The organism is Halioglobus sp. Uisw_031 (assembly GCF_047729875.1).
Taxonomy (GTDB): Bacteria; Pseudomonadota; Gammaproteobacteria; order Pseudomonadales; family Halieaceae; genus Marimicrobium.
The window spans coordinates 2,172,470-2,188,045 of the sequence record NZ_CP159826.1 but is presented as its reverse complement, the minus strand read 5'-3'; the positions used below and the strand labels follow the sequence as shown (position 1 = coordinate 2,188,045).

14 protein-coding genes and 1 pseudogene are annotated in these 15,576 nt (G+C 51.1%); 11 read left to right on the top strand and 4 right to left on the bottom strand.

The annotated features are described in order from the left end of the window. Positions 1–4: 4 nt before the first annotated feature. Both ABXT62_RS09935 and ABXT62_RS09930 read left to right on the top strand, forming a co-directional pair. A complete protein-coding gene (locus ABXT62_RS09935) occupies positions 5–664 on the top strand; it encodes a cytochrome b/b6 domain-containing protein (protein ID WP_415355099.1) in 660 nt (219 codons plus the stop codon). Between the two features lie 130 nt (positions 665–794). After that, a complete protein-coding gene (locus ABXT62_RS09930; RefSeq protein ID WP_415355098.1) occupies positions 795–1,193 on the top strand; it encodes a GFA family protein in 399 nt (132 codons plus the stop codon). A gap of 91 nt (positions 1,194–1,284) precedes the next feature. Here the strand turns inward: ABXT62_RS09930 and ABXT62_RS09925 are convergent. Beyond that, a pseudogene (locus tag ABXT62_RS09925) lies at positions 1,285–1,527 on the bottom strand (TIGR03643 family protein). 389 nt (positions 1,528–1,916) lie between these two features. Here ABXT62_RS09925 and ABXT62_RS09920 point away from each other — a divergent pair. Further along, a complete protein-coding gene (locus ABXT62_RS09920) occupies positions 1,917–3,086 on the top strand; it encodes a sulfotransferase family protein (RefSeq protein ID WP_415355097.1) in 1,170 nt (389 codons plus the stop codon). Between the two features lie 43 nt (positions 3,087–3,129). On the opposite strand, the gene ABXT62_RS09915 is transcribed toward ABXT62_RS09920, so the two are convergent. The 3 genes from ABXT62_RS09915 to ABXT62_RS09905 form a co-directional block, all read right to left on the bottom strand. Continuing rightward, a complete protein-coding gene (locus tag ABXT62_RS09915) occupies positions 3,130–3,972 on the bottom strand; it encodes an oxidoreductase (protein ID WP_415355096.1) in 843 nt (280 codons plus the stop codon). Beyond that, positions 3,973–5,223: a hypothetical protein gene (locus ABXT62_RS09910; RefSeq protein ID WP_415355095.1), complete on the bottom strand. Its 1,251-nt coding sequence runs from the start codon at positions 5,221–5,223 to the stop codon at positions 3,973–3,975. It lies immediately after the preceding gene. 219 nt (positions 5,224–5,442) lie between these two features. Then, positions 5,443–5,925, bottom strand: a complete 483-nt coding sequence (locus ABXT62_RS09905; protein WP_415355094.1) for a c-type cytochrome — start codon at positions 5,923–5,925, stop codon at positions 5,443–5,445. A 219-nt stretch (positions 5,926–6,144) separates the two neighbouring features. Between ABXT62_RS09905 and ABXT62_RS09900 the strand changes: the two genes are divergently transcribed. From ABXT62_RS09900 to ABXT62_RS09865, 8 genes are all read left to right on the top strand, one after another. Beyond that, positions 6,145–7,857 (top strand): FAD-binding protein, encoded by a 1,713-nt coding sequence (locus ABXT62_RS09900; RefSeq protein WP_415355093.1) that lies wholly within the window; start codon positions 6,145–6,147, stop codon positions 7,855–7,857. A gap of 226 nt (positions 7,858–8,083) precedes the next feature. Next, complete coding sequence (locus ABXT62_RS09895) at positions 8,084–9,523, top strand: NAD-dependent succinate-semialdehyde dehydrogenase (protein ID WP_415355092.1); 1,440 nt, start codon at positions 8,084–8,086, stop codon at positions 9,521–9,523. 73 nt (positions 9,524–9,596) lie between these two features. Next, complete coding sequence (locus tag ABXT62_RS09890) at positions 9,597–10,712, top strand: dimethylsulfoniopropionate demethylase (RefSeq protein ID WP_415355091.1); 1,116 nt, start codon at positions 9,597–9,599, stop codon at positions 10,710–10,712. An 18-nt stretch (positions 10,713–10,730) separates the two neighbouring features. Then, positions 10,731–12,041 carry an O-acetylhomoserine aminocarboxypropyltransferase/cysteine synthase family protein gene (locus ABXT62_RS09885; protein WP_415355090.1) on the top strand — a complete coding sequence of 437 codons (1,311 nt, stop codon included), beginning with the start codon at positions 10,731–10,733 and terminating at the stop codon, positions 12,039–12,041. Then, positions 12,038–12,853, top strand: coding sequence for an alpha/beta fold hydrolase (locus ABXT62_RS09880; RefSeq protein WP_415355089.1), 816 nt, complete (start codon positions 12,038–12,040; stop codon positions 12,851–12,853). Before ABXT62_RS09885 ends, ABXT62_RS09880 begins: the two co-directional genes overlap by 4 nt. An 82-nt stretch (positions 12,854–12,935) precedes the next feature. Beyond that, a complete protein-coding gene (locus ABXT62_RS09875; RefSeq protein WP_415355088.1) occupies positions 12,936–13,076 on the top strand; it encodes a hypothetical protein in 141 nt (46 codons plus the stop codon). 144 nt (positions 13,077–13,220) lie between these two features. Further along, complete coding sequence (locus tag ABXT62_RS09870; RefSeq protein ID WP_415355087.1) at positions 13,221–14,519, top strand: aspartate aminotransferase family protein; 1,299 nt, start codon at positions 13,221–13,223, stop codon at positions 14,517–14,519. A 26-nt stretch (positions 14,520–14,545) separates the two neighbouring features. Next, complete coding sequence (locus ABXT62_RS09865; protein ID WP_415358198.1) at positions 14,546–15,514, top strand: AEC family transporter; 969 nt, start codon at positions 14,546–14,548, stop codon at positions 15,512–15,514. Positions 15,515–15,576 lie beyond the last annotated feature (62 nt).

Below are 15,576 nucleotides of genomic sequence, written 5' to 3'. Positions count from 1 at the left end.
TATTATGCCCGCCAGCACAAACCCCCTTTGGGATATCCCAACACGTGTTTTTCACTGGCTGATTGTATGTTGTTTGCCGCTGGCTTGGTGGAGTGCAGACCAAGAGCGCTTCGATGTGCATCAATGGACAGGTTATACCGTGCTGGTGTTGGTCGGCAGTCGTATCGTTTGGGGCTTCATCGGCAGTCGCCATTCGCGATTTTCCGATTTCATGGTTGGGCCTGCTCGAGTGCGCGCTTACTTGCGAGGGCAGGGCAGCAGCAGTGTAGGCCATAACCCGCTGGGCGGCTGGTCCGTTCTGTTACTGCTGTCGCTGCTGCTAGTGCAGGCTACCAGTGGTCTGTTTAATAGCGATGACGTGCTGTTTTCCGGGCCATTGTATTATTGGGCTGATTCCGGTTTCCGTGATGCCATGGGCGTGGTGCACGACATAGCGTTTAATTGCTTGCTGGCATTGGTGTGCTTGCATGTCCTCGCTGTGTTGTATCATCAGCTGAAGCTGAAAGAAAAGTTGCTGCAGGCTATGTTGCGTGGCAGTGCTATAGGAAGGGTCGGCACTGGAGCTCCAGCCCCTTGGTGGTGGGCCGTGATCATTGCGCTGCTTGTGGGGCTGGCTTTGTGGTGGGGTCTGGCGCAGGCACCCCAGCCGTCTTTAAGCTGGTGAGTGTTGCCAGCATGATGGACAGCGGAGGCTTCCAAGGGATATAAAATGAATTATATAGATAGCATAAACTATTGATATATATAGATTAAGTTAAAATTATTTATCCGTTAATGACGGTTGGAGAGAAGTGATGACGGAAGGGGGTTGCCTCTGTGGCGCGGTGCGCTTTGTGGTTGAAGAGTTCAACTCGGCCATCTTTAAGTGTCACTGTTCCAAATGCCGAAAGGCTTTTGGGGGTGCATCCAGTGCTGCGGCGCTGGCCGGTGAAGACGCTTTTTCTTGGCTACAGGGCGATGAGCGTGTGCGGGAGTTTCAATGTGAAAGTGGATTCAAACGCCGATTCTGTCCCGATTGCGGATCGATACTGCCGCAGTTTTTACCTGACTATACGCTGCACTGGATACCGGTAGGGTTGCTTGATTCTGACCCTGGTGTTCGGCTGAAACAACATATTCATGTTAGTTCCAAGGCTGCGTGGGAAGTTCTCGATGCAGAGACTCAGCAGTATAGTGAGGGATTTGGTTCGTGACGGAACATTAGCCGCTTATCCAAATGCGGCTGAAAAGTGAATGCACGGTCACCCTAGTAGTCTCTCGTCTATATTTTACCCGGTGTTACCGCTAGCGCATCTTTTGGGTGGGACAACGGAACTTGCCTACCGTAAAGTCACGCCGAGACAAGTGCTTGGTGCGCCTACCTGCCACACGCTTGCGCCAAACCTGAAAAGAGCGTGGTTTTATTTCTTAACGCATGAGCTTAATCACTTGAGACTCTGACAGTCCATAAGCGGCATGAATCGCTTCAAAAGGGGTCCGGTCTTCCCAGGCCATCTCAATGATTCGACTGATCTCACTGACATTCATGATGATGACTCTTTTCCCGTTAATGGCACATTGCCGTAAACTGTTTGCTTGTGGATGATATAACACGCTGCAGGAGTATACCGTTTGCAGTCCACCTAAAGCCCGTTTTGTCTCGCGAATTTGACCTTTGATACGACAGATGTATTTAAACTGGCGTCGGCGTTTAAAACTCAGAGATTGTCCTTGGCTGACTGTCCCTTGACTCTCCGGTAAAAGGCAGTAGCCTTCAACCCCGCAGTACCAACCTCATGCTGCCGTGGAGGCTAGATTGTCAGACCCTCGAATCTCACAATTTCTCATGGCCGCCACCTATGTGGTTGGTGCTATCGGGTACTGTGCGCTCTCGGCGCTGGTTACAGAACAACTTAGTGATGACAGGGACTTAAGCAATGGCTGTAAGCGCTAGCCCGTTGGGCCTAGAGTATGTAATAACAACGGCAAAACAGCGTACTGGACTGAGTGATTTTGGGGACGATAGCTTTCGGGCACCACTGAAAATTTTATTAGAAGCGCTCGTTGAACAGGCCGATCTTAACGAGGCAGGCACTCAAGGGCAGTCCGCGAGAATTATTGAGATCCTGTGCCAGCGCCTTTTAGTGCAGAACTTTTTCAATAAGTATCCTGAGATTCTCACGGAAGAAATATTAAACCCAGTGGTGATAGTGGGTTTGCCCCGCACGGGTACCACTATGTTGCATAGAGCATTGGGTAGTGATCAGCGTTTTTACACATCGAGATGGTTTGAGACCAGGTTTCCCTCACCGCCCACAGACTGGGATTTTACCGGTGAAGACCCACGGCTGAGTGTAGCCAAAGCTGAAATACGGGGAATGCTGGATGCAAATCCTGATTTAGCCGCCATGCACCCTTTCGATGCAGAGGCAGCCGATGAAGAAATTATGCTGTTGGAGCAGTCTTTTTACAGTAGTGTTCCTGAGGCCTTTTGTAATATCCCCGATTATGCCAACTGGGTTGATAGTCACGACAATACTCCTGGTTATCAATATCTATACAGAGTGTTGCAGTTTTTGCAGTGGCAGAAAAAACGCAAGGGGCAGGGAGTTCGACGGTGGCTGTTAAAAGCTCCGCATCATGTACACCATCTAGACCTGTTATTGGAGACATTTCCCGGAGCCAAGGTTGTCCAGACCCACCGTGACCCCTTAGAGACCATGCCGTCATTTACTAGTCTCAATTATGGCTTATGGAAGTTAAATACAGATAATCCCGATGCACAGGCGGTGGCAGATATCTGGTGTACAAAATTTTCCCGCAGTATGCGCCGAGCGATCGGGATACGCGATCAACATCCGGATTACTTTTTGGATGTTAGCTATAAGGATACAACTCGCAATGCCGATGGTGTTCTGGAGTCGATCTATAAATTTATCGATATGGAATTTACCGATAAGGCAAAAGCGTCGATAGAGGAATGGCGGGATAAAAATCGGCGAGATGATCGTGCTGTCCATGAGTACAGTCTTGAACAGTTTGGTTACACCGAGGATTTTCTTAAAGCTGAATTCAAAGAATATCGCGACCGTTATGGCTTTGAATGATGATTAGATTCAACGGTACGAGAATGCGTGGTGCTATCTTGGTTCATTCGCCAGCAGCAAAATCGACTCCCTGAGTAACGGCTTCCCAGGCATCCAATGACTGTTCAACAGCGGTCAGTTTTTCGCGATAGGTGGTCAATACACCGGCTCCCAGCAATAGCTGTGTCGGTGGCTCGTCCATATAGGCTAGATCGATAAACACCTGTGCTGCCTGCACAGGGTCACCCGGTTGTTTGCCGTCCATCTCGCCAATCATATCGAGCCGCGATCCCACATGCTCATGGTAGTCATCAATTGGCGTCTGGGTGCGTTGCATAGAGCGGCCCGACCAATCTGTACGGAAGGCACCGGGCTGAACCGAACACACCTTGATGCCGAATGGGGCGACTTCCTTTGAAAGCGCTTCCATCAAGCCTTCAAGAGCGTACTTGGAAGCACTGTAATAGCCGGTGCCCGGGTTGGCCATTAAGCCCGCCTGAGAGGAGTTGTTTAAAATGACGCCGCTGCCACACTGTCGCATATGAGGCAACACCGCCTTGGTCAGCGCTAAGACACCAAAGAAATTAGTTTCGAACAGCTGGCGTACCGCCGCTTCTTCACCTTCCTCAATCGCACCCACATAGCCATAGCCCGCATTATTGACTAATACATCGATGGCCCCAAAATGCCCGATCGCCGAAGACACTGCCGCGTCGATTTGATGCGCGTCCGTCACATCCAGCGCTAACGCCAGAGTTTTCTTTGGATATTGCTCGCATATATCGGCGATTGTTTCCGGGCGTCGAGCGGTGACAACCACATTATCGCCATGCGCAAGTGCTGCCAGCGCAATGTGTCGTCCAAAACCCGTAGAACATCCGGTAATAAACCAAATTTTCGAACTCATCTATGTTGCTCCTGCAAGCCGCCAGGCATAGCTCGCGGCTCGTTCTTTACTTATGCGTTGGCGTTGGTCTGCAGAAATCTTTTTGTTCTCAGACAATGTAGTCTGATACTCAGCCAAGTTGACCAGTGACGAGCTCACTCCCAGACTATCGGATGGTTTGCCGCCCGTAAATTCAGCCCAACGCAAGGTGAGAATGCCTTCATGCATATCGGTGGGGTCCAGCCAATTGTGCACGCCAGGGTCAGTCACCGACAGAACGAAAGTGTAACTGCCATCGGCATTTGCGAGCGACTGCGCGCTGTTCATACAGCCGTTGCGGTCCGTAATATTATTAGTGGTACCCCATATGTTGGTGATAGGGGCGATGAAATAGTCAGCCCCACCCATGTCGACTTCCAGCACGATAGCGTGCTCGGAATCGGGTAGCTGGAAGTGGCCCATGATGTAAATTTGCCCAACCTGGGCGCCATCGTCCTCTCGATCGATAAGAAAGCTAAAGTCGTTAGGTTCTTTCTGTAGCGCTTGGTTATTCCAGCGATGGGAATTGGTTGCGTACTTGTGCATGTAATGGCCGGCCAGTTCAATCAGTTCATCGCGCCCTCGTTGAGCCCGCGCAGGTGCGGGCCCCAAGCGTTCAACCTGTAGCTCATTCACACGGTCCTCAGCCCAATCGAATATGACGTCACGAATATAGAATTCAAACGCGCTATCGTCGGTCTGAACGTGATTGGCACGTTCCCCCGCCGGTCGATTGTCTACGGTGATTTCAAATCGACCCTCTTCGTCTAATATCAGGTCTTTGCCGTTAACCAAGCCAACGGTGCGCATATCTTTGTCCCACAAGGTAAAGTAATTCTCCACCAGACGCTTTTTGGGCACCCGACCGCTAATCACATACTGCTCAGACGCCTGCACAGGAATCACCCGGTATACGCTATCGGGATTATCAATGCCCCAGCGCGAGCCGGGAATGTGCTGGCCGTCTATATCATGAGACAGGCGACTGATAGTAATAACTTTGGGGTAAAGCGGGTCTTGGTTTAGCGCCCAGACCACTGCACTAAACATGACTTCTTTAAACGCCGCATCGAAACAGCCCCGCATATCAGGTGATGGCTTCGCCAGGTCGAGCCAGTAAACTCTTACTTGCGCGTAAACGGCCTGTAGCTCGGACGAATTGAACAATTCCAGGGCGAGTAATTCATGCTCTCGCTGCTGAGGTGTATCGATAGGGTTGTTGACCATAGCCACTGCAAAAGTCCTCCTGTATAAACACGACACGTTTATTTTATGCGTGCGGTAATTCCGCGCAACCCATCGGTATACATTTAAATTATGCGCTTATCGGTGGCACAGATAGGTGTACTAGACTTAACGCGGGTCGCCGTCAAGCCGCGTTAGTGGATCAGGATAGGACCACTTCGAAGCCGACGTTGTCACGGGGGCCTTGATGGCTGCTAGGCGTCAGCTCTAATAGAGATAATTTTTTGACTTATACTCATCGTGACAGGCTTTACAGGCTTTCCCTGTCGCCGCGACCTGCGCCGCGATGGCTTTTCGATCGGTGCCCTGATCGGCAACCGTTTTTAACGCGTTTACCGCGGTTTTCAGGTCGTCCATCTTGTTTTGGAAGTCTGGCTTGTTCTGCCATATTTCAGGCTTAGCCCGTGTTGTGCCCTTGTCGGATCCGTCGGGGAAGCCGCGCATGACATCCAGCGTAGTGAGGGCTGCTAATTGGTCAGCATAGCCAGCCATCTGCATCTCCTGCCAGGGTATCTCGCCCTTGACCATGGAAACCATAGGGCTGAAGTTCGCAGCCACCAGCGCAAACCATGATTGCCGGTAGGACTGAGGCCCCTCCTTATCGTTATAGTGGGAGATGGCCAGTGGTGAGATAGCGAGTCCCGCGAGCACAATGATGGCGAGGGCTGTTTGACGTCGAAAATGGGGCATATCCGGTTCCTTATTACAATTTTTTGATGCTTATCAGGGCGAGCAGGCATTGTATTAAGGGAGGGAAGCTGCTGACAAGACAAATTTCTTGGGGCCTTTAAGCGTCATGTGGGCCCATGACGACCAATTTTTTAAACCTTTTGGTCATTACGGCCATTCTAGGGCTGCAATGCGTTGTGATTACGCTACCATGTACTCGATATTTGTGGAGTGCAAACGATGAGTGCAGAGCAGCAGTGGGATTACAGTTTCGATGTGGTGGTGGTCGGATCCGGCAACGGTGGGATGACAGCGGCTCTGTGCAGTTATGAGATGGGTGCGAAGGATGTGCTGGTCATAGAGAAATCGAATCTCTACGGTGGCACCAGCTCTATTTCCGGCGGTGGCGTGTGGATCCCTTGTAACCGCTATGCCAATGAAGCCGGTGCCGGTGACACATTAGAGAGCGCCAAAACCTATCTGCGTCAACTGATCACAGAAGAGGAGGTGTCGGAACATCAGCTAGATGCCTATCTGGAGAACGGTCCGAAGATGGTGGATTTTCTCCACGAACGCACGCGTATGCGCTATGTGACGCTGGAACACTATCCGGATTACTACACCGATCTCGACGGCGCCATGCAAGGCCATCGCTCGATGGAACCGGAAACCTTTAATGCAGATGAGCTCGGGGAAGAATGGCGACGACTCCGGCGTACTCATCCGATGATGCATTTGGCTGGGGTAATTGGTTTTACTCAGGTAGAGGCTGGACTACTGATTGGCCAGCAGCCGGGCTGGTGGAAAACAGCGATCAAGCTGGTGGTGGACTATGCCGTGGATATTCCTTGGCGCCTGAAGGATAAATTCCATCGTCGTTTAGCCACGGGTTGTGCCGGGGTTGCGCGTCTGCGGGCATCAATGCAGGACCGAGACATTCCGCTCTGGCAAAATACCGCGATGACGAAAGTCGTGGATGTTGACGGCAAGGTGCTGGGTGTTGAAGTGATGCGCGAGGGTAAACCGGTGAGAATTCAGGCTCGCAAGGCGGTTGTTCTGGCCGCAGGTGGGTTTGAACATAATCAGGAAATGCGTGAAAAATACCTCCCGCAGCCTACCGATCATCGCTGGAGTGCCGGCACAAAAGACAATACGGGCGATGCCATCCTCGAAGGTATGCGACTGGGCGCAAAAATGCACCGTCTTGACGAAGCCTGGTGGTGCAACACGATTTCTGTGCCTGGGGAGGATATTCCCCGCTTAAGCATTATGGAAAAGTCTTACCCAGGTTCCATTATGGTGAATCCGGCGGGGCAGCGATTCAGTAATGAATCACAAAACTATATGGCGTTTCAGCAGGAAACGTTCGCCAGACACACCGAGGAAAACCCACTCAATCCGAGCTGGCACATATTCGATGCTAATTTTCGCGCCACGTATTTTGTCGGGCCACTGTATAACAGTAAATTTCTGCCGGATTGGGCCGTACCGAAACGCTATGAAGAAGAAGGGTTTTTTGCCAAGGCGGATTCAATTGCTGAACTCGCTCGAAAAATCGATGTGGACGCGGCGGGTCTAGAAGAGACCGTCACTAAGATGAATGAATTCGCTCGCAACGGTGAAGATCTCGATTTTCAACGTGGCGACTCGGCCTATGATCGCTATTACGGCGACCCTCGTGTGACGCCTAATCCCTGTTTAGGACCTATCAATAAGGCGCCTTACTATGCCATGAAGGTTGATCCGGGTGACTTTGGAACTCAGGGCGGTATGGTGACCAATGCTGATGCGCAGGTTATGCATGAAAACGGCACCGTGATTGAAGGTCTTTATGCGATTGGCAACTGTAGCGCGCCAACGTTGCCCTGTTACCCGGGGCCGGGTTCAACCCTTGGCCCAGCTATGACGTTTGCCTACCAAGCGGCTAAGTCGATTACCGGTTACCAGGATTAGCGTTTAGAGCTACGTCAGTCTGCCTGCTTAGCTGGCGCGGGCAGCACCGCTCCAAGGTCCGGCTTTTTATATGCCCTACACTCTGTTCGAGCTCCGCGCCTGTGTGGAGATAGAGGTCGACGAGTGGTAGGGGTATCAAGTTCCAGCTGAACAACTCCCTTACCGTTAGAATTGCGAGTTTTGTTTGTAAAAAAGCGTCGCTTGCACTACTTTGTCGGGCTGACCAATGGCGTGGCAACTCTGTATGTATATCAACGGCGAATGGCTTAAAACAGATCAACAATTCAGTGTGACTAACCCTGCGACAGGTGACGTTATTGAAAGGGTGCCCGATGGCGACCACAGCCACGCCAAGCTTGCTATCGATGCCGCATCTGCTGCCTATAAATCATGGTCCAGCGCGACTGCCTACGCAAGAGCTGAGGTGCTGCAAAAAGCCTACAGTCTAATGATAGCGCGCAAGCAAGTGCTAGCTGAGCTGCTGACTAGCGAGCAGGGTAAGCCTTTAAAAGCGGCGCTTAATGAAGTTCAGTATGCCGCTGACTTCCTGAGATGGTTTGCCGAGGAGGCGAAGCGTGTTTACGGCGAGACCATTCCCTCGGCCAGAGCTGATCAGCGTTTTATTGTGCGTTATCAGCCAATTGGTGTGGTGGCCGCCGTGACGCCATGGAACTACCCCATCTCGATGGTGACACGTAAAGTCGCTCCAGCCTTGGCAGCCGGCTGTACGATCGTGTTGAAACCGGCTGAAGCAACACCTTTATGCGCGATAGCGGTTTTTGACATTTTACATGAAGCGGGCTTACCAGCGGGCGTTGCAAACTTAGTCACCACGTTAGACCCAGCTCCAGTAGGAAAAGAGTTTTGCACCAATCCCAAAGTGAAAAAACTGACATTTACGGGATCTACCGCCGTTGGTAAAAAGCTTTCTCAAGATGCTGCGCCGCAACTTAAGCGCGTATCGCTGGAGCTAGGTGGTCATGCCCCGTTTATCGTGTTTGATGATGCGGACCCAATACGCGCCGCTAAAGGTGCATCACTGGTTAAATTTTTAAACACTGGGCAGGCTTGCATTAGCCCAAACAGGATTTTCGTGCAGCGCGGCATTTTAGACTCGTTTATTCAAACCTTCACGGAGAGAGTCGCCAAAATGAAAGCGGGTAATGGTTTAGAGCCTGAGGTGTCTATCGGGCCGCTAGTGAATCATGCAGCGGTGGAAAAAGTATCTCGGCAAGTTGAGGACGCGCTAAAAAAAGGGGCTATCTTGCACAGTGGTGGGGAGCCGTTGTCTGGAGGCCAGTATTCGGCAGGACATTTTTACGCACCAACAGTCCTGAGTAATGTGAGCGAGGATATGCTGATCTACCGAGAAGAAACATTTGGCCCCGTTGCAGCCATTATCTCTTTTGACAGTTATGACCAAGTTATCAAAATGGCAAATGATACACACTATGGTTTAGCGGCTTATGTCTATACTGAAAACTTATCGCGTGCGATGCATGCGTTCGAGGCTCTTGACTTTGGCATTATTGGAATCAATGATATTAACCCGACCAGCGCAGCAGCTCCATTTGGAGGTATGAGTGAGAGCGGCTTAGGGCGCGAAGGAGCACGTGAAGGGCTAGCTGAATATTTGGAGACTAAACTGGGTGGTTTTTCGATCTAACTAAAAATCTTAATAAGGTAGAGCGGTGAACATTGCCGCTGGTGGGCTATGAAGATCTACTAGGGGCACGTCCATGAACTCAAAAATGCTTTCTTTTAACCGTCGCGTGCGCACCACGCCATACTCTAACCGTGTTGAAGAGGCAGGCGTAACAGCCTATACGGTTTATAATCATATGCTATTGCCTACATTGTTTGACACGCCCGAGAGTGACTATTGGCACTTGTGTCAGCATGTTCAGGTATGGGACGTTTCGGGGGAACGTCAAGTCGAACTGAACGGGCCTGATGCGGCCAAGCTAGCCCAGATGATGACGCCACGTGATTTATCTAATATTGAGCTACTGCAAGGAATGTATGGCCCCATTTGCAATGCCGCAGGCTTTATTTTAAATGACCCCATTGTGATCAAGTTAGCCGAGAATAGATTTTGGTTGTCAGTCTCTGATAGCGACGTTAAATTTTTCGCCCAAGGCCTAGCACAAGGCTATGGGCTGGATGTAAAGGTATGTGAGCCAGACATTTTCCCCTTGGCAGTGCAAGGCCCCAAGGCCGATGACTTAATGGCAAGAGTATTTGGTGAAATTGTTCGCAAAATCCGTTTTTTTCGAGGTGAAATGCTTCAGTTTCGGGGCGTTGAAATGTACGTAGCGCGTTCCGGTTGGAGCAAGCAATGTGGCTTTGAGATATACATGCCTGATTGGTCGCTAGGCGAGACATTGTGGGACGAATTGTTTGCCAATGGGGAAGACCTTTTTGTGCGGGCTGGCTGCCCACAGGGGAATGAACGATTAGAGTCTGGCCTGTTATCCTATGGCAACGACATGGACGAATTTGATACGCCATTTGAGTGTGGTTTAGATTCCTATTTAAACCTTGATGCTGATATCGAAAGCCTGAGCCTGCCGGCTCTTAAAGCGATGGTCGGAAAGCAGACCCGAAAGCTTGTCGGGCTAGCCTTCGATAGATCGCCACATATGCAGCCTAGTCGCCTAGGTGGTAGTGATATCGAGATCGATGGTGAGATTATTGGTGAGGTTCGATCACAGGCATGGTCATTTAGATACAACAAGAATCTTGCTCTTGCTATGTTGCCACTTTCTTATATAGACAATAACGACAGCATCACCATTGATGGACAGACCAGTAGTTTTCATTCAATTCCTTTTAACTTTGATCTATTCGTTTAACGCTAGCGGAGCATTCGCATGGGCCGATCTTCTTATTACCACCCCGATACGATAGCGCTACACAGCGGTTATGTCCCTGAAAGCGATCACGGGGCGCGCGCTGTACCCATCTATCAAACTACCTCGTATGTATTTGATAGTGTAGACGATGCCTCGTCGCTGTTTAATGTAGAGCAAGGCGGGCATATTTATAGCCGTATCTCTAATCCAACAGTTGCGGTGTTGGAACAACGTCTCGCTGCATTAGAAGGGGGCAGTGGGGCAATTTGCACAGCGTCAGGTATGAGTGCTTTGTTTATGACGTTTATTACGCTCTGTTCGGCAGGTGATCACATCGTTTCGTCGGGACAAATCTATGGCTCGACCGCGACTCTTTTACGCCACACATTGAAGCGCTTGGGTATAGAAACGACGTTCGTCTCAATTAACGATCAGGGGGCATTAGAGGGCGCGATCCGTGAAAATACTAAAATGGTGTTTTGCGAATCAATTGGGAACCCCGGCCTGGAAGTGGCTAACCTCCCTCAAATTAGCAGCATTGCAAGGCAACATGGACTACCCGTTGTAGTCGATGCCACCTTTGCTCCACCGGGGCTGTGCAACACTATCGAATCGGGTGCTAATGTGATCGTGCATTCTGCTACTAAATGGATAGGCGGACATGGTGCAGCGGTTGGTGGCGTGGTTATTGACGGCGGTAATTTTGATTGGGAGGCTAGTGGCCGCTTTCCAGAATTAACTGAACCGTATGAGCCATTTCACGGCATTAAATTTTGGGAAGAATTTGGCCCTAATGCCTTGGCCATGAAGATTCGCGCAGAATCCATGCGTGACATTGGCGCGTGCATGAGTCCAAACAATGCATTTCTACTGCTACAAGGTATTGAAACACTGAATATGCGCATGAAGCAGCATATCGCCAATACCAAGGCCATGGTTGAATGGCTGCAATCTCAAGAGCAAGTCACATGGGTTAATCACCCTGACTTACCGAGCAATCCGAGCAACGCAATTGCCAGAGAGTTATTTCCAAATGGCGCGGGCTCCATGCTTTGCTTCGGCGTGGTCGGTGGTCGAGCAGGAGGGGGCGCATTTATCGACTCGTTGAAACTTGCCTCAAACCTAGCCAATGTCGGTGACTCCAGAACACTTGTCCTGCACCCGGGCAGTACTACGCATTCGCGACTCACCCATGATGCGATGGTGGCTGCCGGTATTAGCGAAGACCTGATTCGTGTGTCGGTTGGCATTGAAGGGATTAAAGATATCCAAGCAGATTTCGCTAATGGTTTGAGAGCTGCCCAGCGTATGGCCGAGTCTCAATCATGAAACTCATGGTCAACGGCTTTGAAGCTCATGTCGCTACCGGAGGTAAAAAGTTCGACAAAAACTTATCAACCGTGCTGTTTTTGCATGGCAGTGGTTTAGACCACCGAAGCTGGGCATTGCAGACGCGTTGGTTTGCCTATAACGGGTTCGGTGTGTTGGCGCCAGACTTTCCAGGGCACTCTCTGTCTAAAGGCCCCCCCTGTGTAACAATCGAAGACTCTGGGAAATGGTTAGCTGATTTTCTCGATGCCATGGGTGTTCGAGACGCGCACGTCGTTGGCCATTCGCAAGGCTTTTTAAGTGCGTTAGAGCTGTCTAAACTCAAGCCAACAGCAGTGAAGTCCCTAATCGGTGTTGGCACTGCCGCTGCCATCCCGGTCAATCCAATGCTAATTGAGACGGCAGGGCGGTCACCCATGAAGGCGGCTGACCTGATGCTGCAGTGGGGTTTCGGGCATCAAACGCAAATAGGGGTCAGCGCGACACCCGGTATGCAGCCGATTGCTATTGGGCGACAAATCATGGGCAACAATCCTCTGGCAGTCGATCTGCAATGTTGCGCCGATTACTGCGGTGGAGTCGACGCTGTGGGGCTTGTAACCGCGCCGTCTGCGATGATTTTGGCAGGACAAGATAAAATGACGCCGATCAAAGCTGGCTTGGCAGTTGCCGACCAGTTACAGGCGAAACTGGTCGTATTGAAAGACTATGGCCACATGCTTCCCATTGAAGCACCCAAACAGGTATTAGTGGCTTTGCGTGAATTTATCCTCAGCGTTGAAAAACAGATAGGAGCCAGCTCTAGCCGTTAGATAGGTTACAAATGACCCTCTAAGTTGACCTTGCTGTAGCCGACACGTCGCCCTATACCATTGGCCCCACCGGTGTAAACCGGTGAGCAATCGCCGAGAGCTGCTAATGCCGCATGTTACGGGCACCGGTGCGCGTGACAAACCAATTCGCCTGGATCCGCTTGCACGTGACGCCATCTGCGCCGCCGAGGCGCCAGCGGCAGCACACGGCTCTATACGATAAAGTCATCAGTGGATATGCATAAGATCCTCGTCGCTTGTCTAGTGGCAAACTTAGTGGCAAACTTTGGCCACATTCAACGGCTTGTAGTGCTGGAAACCTATTACCGATAACACCCTAAACCGACAGGACCTTGAAGCCTACTGGATGCCATCGACGGGTAATCGGCAGTTCAAACGCGATCCTCGGATGATTGTCGCGGCCGAAGGGGTGCACTTTATCGACGATAAAGGACGCACGATTCTCGATGGTATGTCGGGGCTGTGGTGCTGCGGTGCTGGACACAATCGGCGGGAGGTTACCGCAGCCGTGCAGGCCCAGATGCAGACGCTGAGTTATGCGCCTGCGTTCCAATTTGGTCACCCGGGCGCTTTTGAGCTCGCCAATAAGGTCAAGTCACTGACACCCACTGGCCTAGATTATGTGTTTTTTACTAACTCTGGCTCGGATGCTGTGGACACGTCACTAAAAATGGCGAGAGCTTACTGGCGTCAGAAGGGAATGGGGACGAAAACAAAGCTCATTGGACGAGCCAAGGGCTATCATGGGATGAATTTTGGCGGGATGGCTGTCGGTGGGATAGGACCAAATCGTAAGCTATTTGGTCCAGTGATTGATGTCGACCACCTGTCTCACACGTTGTCCCGAGATATGGCCTTCAGCCGGGGTATGCCCACTAGCGGCTGGGAGATGGCGGATGAACTGTCGGGCTTGATTGCGCTGCACGATGCCTCCAATATTGCGGCAGTAATTGTTGAACCGGTCGCCGGCTCTGCCGGTGTTATTCCGCCACCTGCAGGCTACTTACAACGCTTACGCGACATTTGTACGGCCAATGATATTTTGTTGATTTTCGATGAAGTCATAACGGGGTTGGGCCGCTGTGGCGGTATGACCGGCGCCGATGTCTTTGGCGTGGTGCCGGATATTATGATTTTGGCCAAGCAGCTGACTAATGGTGCTATTCCGATGGGTGCGGTGGTGGCGAGGGAGGGGATATACCAGACGTTTATGGACAAGGGTGGTCCTGATTACATGGTCGAGTTCCCCCACGGGTATACCTACTCGGCTCACCCTGTGTCCTGTGCTGCAGCTGTCGCTACTTTGGATATTTTACAGCAGGAGCAGTTGCCGCAGCGGGTGGCAGCGTTGGCACCGTATTTTGAAGAGGCGTTGCATCAATTACAGGGCTTGCCCTATGTGAGTGATATTCGTAACTACGGTTTTGCAGGCGCGCTTGCGCTAGAGTGGTATCCAGGCGAGCCTGCCAGACGTCCCTTTGAAGTGGCGATGCGCATGTGGGATAAAGGTTTCTATGTGCGCAACGGCGGCGACACCATTCAGTTGGGTCTCGCGTTTGTGATGGAGACTGCGCAAATCGATAGTTTGATATCGGCACTGCGCGATACTCTGGTTGAGCTAGCCTTTTCATCGTCTACAGGGTGAGATTTTGTGTCTAGTGGAGCTCAGTCCTGTCCTTTTCTGACGCACTAACACTTTTCTATGCGGCCTTAGCGGTTTCTCTGCCTACCTTCGCATGGGTTCTGTTGGGCGTATTGCTCAAACGATTTGGTCTGCTGTCTCAAGCACTCAACGAAAACCTATCACGACTAGCATTTAATATCGGTTTGCCCATTATGTTGTTTGCCGGCGCGGCGCAGGTCGATTACACCACCCTTAGCAGTGCGCGATATCTTTTGGCAGGCATAGTGGCGACGTTGCTTATCTTAGCGCTTAGCTGGTATTACTCAAACTGGCGCGGTCATCCGCGAGAGCTAAAAGGTATTTTTGTGCAGTCAGCCTTCCGTTCTAATCTCGCTATTGTTGGAGTAGCGTTAACGTTTTCCGCCTATGGGGAGCGCGGCCCAATATTAGCCGCGTTACCCATTGCGTTAATGACCGTGCTTTACAACATGCTCGCGGTGTGGGTGCTTAATGCCACACTAGGTTCCGTTACTACGCTTCGCACTGTTTTACTGGGCATTGCTCAAAACCCACTCATCATTGGTATCACCGCAGGCGTGTGCCTTTCGGTTTCTCCACTTCCTGCGCCAGCAAGCCTCGCTCCAGTGAGTTCTGGATTATCAGCATTTTTTCTGCCGCTGGTGTTAGTTTCCATTGGTGCGTCCATGAACTTGTCTCATCTGTATAAAGCCGGAGCGCTCACGTGGGAGGCCAGCTTCTGGCGCCTTTGTGTGGCGCCATTGGTCGGCATTTTGCTCGCTCTGTCGTTCGGTGTCCGGGGCGAGCCGTTAGGCGTTCTTTTCCTGCTGCTGGCGACACCTGTCGCGGTCTCCAGTCATGTGATGGTAGTGGCTGCCCACGGCGACGGCACGCTGGCTGCAAATATCGTTGTGCTGACCACGCTGTTGTCACTGGTGACGATTACAATAGGGTTCTTTGTGCTATCGCTATTTTCTCTTATCGGACAGACGGTTTAAAAAGTAGCATCGCATAGGTCCTCAGACCCCGCAAAGTCCATGCCAGTATATCTATTTATAGT

Bases quoted from the DNA above. Each gene is read 5' to 3' on its own strand.
- ABXT62_RS09890 (WP_415355091.1), top strand. From the start codon at position 9,597: ATGAACTCAAAAATGCTTTCTTTTAACCGTCGCGTGCGCACCACGCCA.
- ABXT62_RS09935 (WP_415355099.1), top strand. From the start codon at position 5: ATGCCCGCCAGCACAAACCCCCTTTGGGATATCCCAACACGTGTTTTT.
- ABXT62_RS09915 (WP_415355096.1), bottom strand. From the start codon at position 3,972: ATGAGTTCGAAAATTTGGTTTATTACCGGATGTTCTACGGGTTTTGGA.
- ABXT62_RS09920 (WP_415355097.1), top strand. From the start codon at position 1,917: ATGGCTGTAAGCGCTAGCCCGTTGGGCCTAGAGTATGTAATAACAACG.
- ABXT62_RS09900 (WP_415355093.1), top strand. From the start codon at position 6,145: ATGAGTGCAGAGCAGCAGTGGGATTACAGTTTCGATGTGGTGGTGGTC.
- ABXT62_RS09895 (WP_415355092.1), top strand. From the start codon at position 8,084: ATGGCGTGGCAACTCTGTATGTATATCAACGGCGAATGGCTTAAAACA.
- ABXT62_RS09930 (WP_415355098.1), top strand. From the start codon at position 795: ATGACGGAAGGGGGTTGCCTCTGTGGCGCGGTGCGCTTTGTGGTTGAA.
- ABXT62_RS09870 (WP_415355087.1), top strand. From the start codon at position 13,221: ATGCCATCGACGGGTAATCGGCAGTTCAAACGCGATCCTCGGATGATT.
- ABXT62_RS09905 (WP_415355094.1), bottom strand. From the start codon at position 5,925: ATGCCCCATTTTCGACGTCAAACAGCCCTCGCCATCATTGTGCTCGCG.
- ABXT62_RS09880 (WP_415355089.1), top strand. From the start codon at position 12,038: ATGAAACTCATGGTCAACGGCTTTGAAGCTCATGTCGCTACCGGAGGT.
- ABXT62_RS09885 (WP_415355090.1), top strand. From the start codon at position 10,731: ATGGGCCGATCTTCTTATTACCACCCCGATACGATAGCGCTACACAGC.